Here is a 5,371-nt window from a genome sequence, read left to right as displayed (position 1 = left end):
CCTCCTCCACTCTTCCGCTCAGGTACATGTTCTCTTGTTTCTGGGAAGGACAGGAAGGTAGTTTTCTTTTATGGACACTATGGCATGTGATCATCGGGCTGTTGTTGATGCGGCGAAAGGATGAGTGGCGTGCACCCGTTCTCACCACTGTTTCCCTGGTTCAGGTGTTCCTGTCATCTATGTTGCTAGGTGTTTATGTATTCGGGTATAAGGTTGGCAGCAATCCGTTTCTTCTGTTGCGCCATCACCCTGACATGGCCGGCTTGCCTTTTCTCAGCAATCCCGACTACCTCCAACATCTGGACGGACGGGGACTGAACCCTCTTCTGCAAAATTACTGGATGACCATTCACCCGCCGACCCTTTTTCTTGGCTTTGCCCTTACCGTGGTCCCGTTTTCATTTGCCATTGCAGGTCTGTGGACCGGTCGTTATAAAGAATGGATCAAGCCGGCCCTTTCGTGGACCGTCCTCGGTGTTATGGTACTGGGTACAGGCATCCTGATGGGAGGCGCCTGGGCTTACGAAGCTCTGAGTTTCGGAGGTTTCTGGGCCTGGGACCCCGTGGAAAATGCATCCCTCGTACCATGGCTGACCCTGGTGGGCGCATTGCACCTCATGTTGATCTTTAACGCCAGAAAGCGATCACTCTTCACGACTTACCTGTTTACATTCATCACCTTTTTCCTGATCCTGTACTCCACCTTCCTCACACGTAGTGGCATCCTGGGAGATGCCTCGGTCCATGCATTTACCGACCTGGGGATGTCCGGACAACTACTGGTTTACCTGGGATTCTTTACCCTGCTTTCCATCATATTGCTTATTACACGTTATAAGCATATCAAGGATCCGGATAAAGAGGAAGATTCCCTTTGGTCCAGGGAATTCTGGATGTTTGTGGGGGCGCTGATCCTTCTGATCTCATGCTTTCAGATTTCCTTCACCACTTCCATCCCGGTGATTAACAAAGTTTTCGGACTGGACATGGCACCGCCGGGAAATCCGGTTGAGCATTACAATGCCTGGCAGGTATCTTTTGCTTCGCTCATAGCCGCACTCATGGGCATCAGCCAATTCCTCAAATACAAACACACAGAATTCAAGCAATGGGTAAAGAGGATTTTACCCGCCTTGCTCATTTCGCTCGTTGTCGGTATCGGATCTTCATGGGCACTCAACATGTTTCAGGGGCCTTACATCGCATTGATGTGCGCCTCGGTTTTTGCTGTGATCGCGAATCTGGATTATGGGTTTCTGGTTTTGAAAGGAGGGCTTGATCACAAGGCAGCATCCGTTGCACACCTGGGCTTCGGACTGATACTGGTGGGCGCACTTATCTCCAATGCCACCCAGCAGGTGATCTCACAAAACAGTTCCGCTTATGATCTGGAACAGATCGCCGAAGGACTTCCGAATAGAGAAAACATCATGATGGTTCAGGGGGATACCCTCCGGATGGGTGGTTATCATATTACCTATTCCGGCAAACACAAGGACGGGGTGAACATATATTATACCATCCGGTATCTCAATAAAGATCAAGACGGCAACTATAGCGAAGCCTTTCAACTTGAGCCGCTCATTCAGCTTAACAAGCAGATGGGCAATGTGGCGGAACCTGACACCAGGCATTTTCTGACGAGGGATATCTATACCCATATCCAGTATGCAGACCTAACGGAATTCACCAAACCCGAAGAAACCTTTGAGGAACCGCGCATGGATACCATGCAGTTCGGTGACACGTTGTTTGCACAACATGCCATCATTACCCTCGATACCGTAAGTCGTGATATCGATACCACCAGGTACAAAGGTAGCGCCAACGCCAAAGGGGCGATGCTGATGTTTACCGCCACAGACATCGACGGCCATCGACATCCCATACAACCCATGATCCTGCTTGACGACGGCAACATCCAGTTCGTTCCGGATGAGGTAGAGTCTCTGGGCATTGAACTCTTCGTACAAAGTATACTTCCGGACAGTGAACGATTTGTGGTCGTCATCAAAGAAAAGAAGAAGGCAGCAAGTGATTTTATTATTATGAAGGCCATCGTTTTTCCATTTATCAATATCCTGTGGCTTGGCGCCGTATTACTGGTGGCAGGCACGGCCATGGCGATCAGGAAGAGAATGCGTAAGGCATAATCTCCGTTATTATCCATTATCTGAAAATGAAAATATCCATCATAGGTGCAGGAAATGTAGCTTACCATCTGGGTAAAGCCTTGTTGAATGTTGGGCACACCATTCTTTCCGTAAACAGTCCTACCGAAGCGAACCGAAAAGAACTCGCCTCCGAGTTGCTGGCCGAACCGCTGGACATCAACCCGTTTCACATACCCGATGCAACAGAAGTAGTTCTGATAGCAGTTCGCGATGACGTATTGAAAGTTGTGGCGGATTCATTGGAAAAAAAGAACTATCTGGTCCTGCATACATCCGGTACACAACCCATGTCCATGCTGGATGCCTTCCCGAACCACGGCGTTCTGTACCCGTTGCAAACCTTGTCCAGGCAAAAGGCCATTGACTACAAGCAACTGCCACTGTGCATCGAAGCGAATGGCGAAGGTTCATGGAATATGTTGCACAAGTTGGCTTCCACCATCAACCGGTCCTTCCATGAAGTGAATTCGGACAAAAGAAAGGTATTGCACATTGCCGCGGTATTTTGCTGCAACTTCACGAATCACCTTTACAATATTGCAGGCAACATCGTTGCGGCGGAAGAGCTCGACTTCGATCTGCTGCGACCGTTGATTGCTGAGACCTCAGAGAAGGTCATGCATCACCTCCCTGAAGAAATGCAGACGGGACCGGCCGTTCGTTCTGATCAAGCCGTCATGAACCAACATTTGGATTACCTGAAAGATCATCCGGACTGGCGGGAGATTTACAAGTTGATGTCTGAGGATATTTTAAAAAGTCAGGACAATATTGTAAGGTTGCATCAGGAATGAAAACCGCCGCCTTTTGGAAAGAACGGACATGGCTTGCATTCGCATTGGCAGCCCTGGTGTTTCGAACCTGGTACGGTTGCACCCTTACTTTCCGTGGCGAAGATTACCTTCATACCTATTTAATCGGACTGAAATTTTTTACCACGGGAGTATGGCCCTGGTTCGGTCCGGATGTGGTGCATACCAACTCACAGATTCCCGGTGCCCTTGAAGGATTGCTTGTAGGCGGACCATTCTTTGTCTGGAGTAATCCGGTGAGTCCGCTGATATTTCTCAACCTTATTTCGTTTATCGCCCTGACTGTTTTCGGTGCCTACCTGATCAAACGTTTTCCTTCCATGCCCCGCTGGTTCGTCTGGGCCTGGTTGTGGTTCTCACCGTGGACACTAAACTTCAGCACCACACCCATCAACCCCTCTTATGTACTTTGGGCCGCCATTCCGTTTATCATTACCCTCATCGAGGGCTATGTAGGTTATACACAAAGACTGGTTGCAGCGAAGCCCGGTTTTTTCATCATCGGTTTGTGCATCGGATGGACCATGCAGTTGCATCTTTCGTGGGTCTTGATGCCTTGTCTGACATTCCCGCTCTTTATTCTGGAATGGAAGAAAAAAGGAACGGTTCATGCAATGGCACTCACCGGTCTTGCCATTCTGGGATTGGCCATTTCCCTCTCCACCCTCTATCCCACCTTGATACGGTATGGCTCCGTTATGAGCGGAGGCGTAGAATCCAATATCCAGTTCCATGCAGAAAACCTCAAGAACCTACCTGACCTGTTTTTCAGGGCCATGGGTTTTGCCTCTTTTGAGATCCTTCAGTTCTTACCCGGCGGTCAGAATGAATGGAAGTCATTCTTTACTGCCCACCCGGTGCTAAGCCCCATCACCATTGTACTCGTAGCAGCCGGACTCATACAAAGCATCTACCTGTTGATTGCTTTCTTCCTGAGAAATCAACGCCCGGAGTGGAAAAGTGTACGCTTGCTCACAGCAGCGGTTCTGGTATTCCTTTATATCAGTTATCTCTTCTCAATTCGCAGTCCCGGTTCCATGACATTTTATATGTTGCTGCCCCTGCTTGTCTGGTACGCTTTCTACCCATTGGAAAATCTAATGCAAAAGGTTTTGTGGAGAAGAATAGCCATGATCTTGCTTGCGGTCAACCTTACCTTTCATGTTGGTCTCGCATATGCCTATCTACCCGAACACTCCTTGCAATCCCATTATGCACTTGTTCAGGAAGCAATGGAAAAACAAGACAGCCGGTTACTGGACTTCCGAAGGGTGGCAACGTGGGAATGGAACCTCAGGGATGCAGCGTGGAAAGCAACATATCAGGCTTCCGACAATGGCGCCGTCCTGGTATTTACAAACAACTTTGAGTACGAGGATGAGTACATCAGACCGGAAACCCTTTACGATACGGTAAGTGCCAGTCCGCCATGGGCATGCCGCATTGATTCCACCTATTGGAGAAGCATCCGTTTTGTCAGATACTTCAGGGACATTCGCTATTGCAGTTACGTCAGGGTAGCCCTTAAAAGTTATTGCTTGAATGCACCCAGGGCCAGACTGGTACTGCGGATATACGAGGGAGACGAAGACCTGATGCATCATGAACACGAGGTTTGTTCGGGAGAATCGAATGATGGCAAGTGGATTGCTTTGCAGTTCGGCCATGAAGTCCAGAAGACCATTCCGTATGATGCCATTGTAGAAGCATATGTAGAAATCCCTCCTCCGGAGAAAGGAACACTTTACATCGACGACTTTGAGGTCTCCTTTGTTCCGTAGGACCTGGGTGAGGCAATCCCGAAACTTTATCTATTTTCGCTACCATGAAAGAGCAACCCAGTTACAAAGAGCTAATGGCCAGGGTCAAGGCCTTCACGTTTGACGTGGATGGTGTTTTCACGGACAACAGTGTGATACTTATGCCGGGGCAACAACCCATGAGACTCATGAATGTAAAGGATGGATACGCCGTTCAGCATACAGTGAAGGTAGGATACAAAATTGCCATCATTACAGGTGGCAAATCAGAAGCGGTCAGGGAACGTTTTGCCGGACTGGGCATTCAGGATATTTACCTGGGTGCAAGTCAAAAACTGGAGATCTTTGAAGAGTTCATGGAATTATATGACCTGAAACCGGAGGAGATCCTTCATATGGGCGATGACCTGCCGGACTATGAGATCATGTCCAGGGTATTGCTTCCGGTATGTCCTGCCGATGCAGCGGAAGAAATCAAGAACATTTCCCTATATGTTTCTCCATTCAAAGGTGGGCATGGCTGTGTGCGAGATGTGCTTGAGCAGGTATTGAAGGTTCAGGGCAAGTGGTACAACCCTGATGATCATCACCAAACCAAGGATGCCTTAAGCTGGTAAGGTCATGT

At 48.7% G+C, this 5,371-nt stretch carries 4 protein-coding genes; all 4 read left to right on the top strand.

Going from position 1 to position 5,371, the window contains the following annotated elements:
- A partial coding sequence (gene ccsA, locus KDD36_12115; protein MCB0397397.1) for a cytochrome c biogenesis protein CcsA occupies positions 1-2,153 on the top strand: 2,153 nt, incomplete at its 5' end.
- A 26-nt stretch (positions 2,154-2,179) separates the two neighbouring features.
- Complete coding sequence (locus KDD36_12110; GenBank protein ID MCB0397396.1) at positions 2,180-2,968, top strand: DUF2520 domain-containing protein; 789 nt, start codon at positions 2,180-2,182, stop codon at positions 2,966-2,968.
- Positions 2,965-4,767 carry a hypothetical protein gene (locus KDD36_12105; protein MCB0397395.1) on the top strand — a complete coding sequence of 601 codons (1,803 nt, stop codon included), beginning with the start codon at positions 2,965-2,967 and terminating at the stop codon, positions 4,765-4,767. Before KDD36_12110 ends, KDD36_12105 begins: the two co-directional genes overlap by 4 nt.
- A gap of 44 nt (positions 4,768-4,811) precedes the next feature.
- A complete protein-coding gene (locus KDD36_12100) occupies positions 4,812-5,363 on the top strand; it encodes an HAD hydrolase family protein (protein ID MCB0397394.1) in 552 nt (183 codons plus the stop codon).
- Positions 5,364-5,371: the final 8 nt, after the last annotated feature.

Source organism: Flavobacteriales bacterium, from assembly GCA_020435415.1.
GTDB lineage: Bacteria > Bacteroidota > Bacteroidia > JACJYZ01 > JACJYZ01 > JACJYZ01.
Note: the sequence above shows the minus strand (reverse complement) of the source record. Positions and strands in the feature narration are given on the sequence as shown.

Excerpts from the sequence above, each read along its gene's own strand:
- KDD36_12105 (MCB0397395.1), top strand. The coding sequence starts at position 2,965 with ATGAAAACCGCCGCCTTTTGGAAAGAACGGACATGGCTTGCATTCGCA.
- KDD36_12100 (MCB0397394.1), top strand. The coding sequence starts at position 4,812 with ATGAAAGAGCAACCCAGTTACAAAGAGCTAATGGCCAGGGTCAAGGCC.
- KDD36_12110 (MCB0397396.1), top strand. The coding sequence starts at position 2,180 with ATGAAAATATCCATCATAGGTGCAGGAAATGTAGCTTACCATCTGGGT.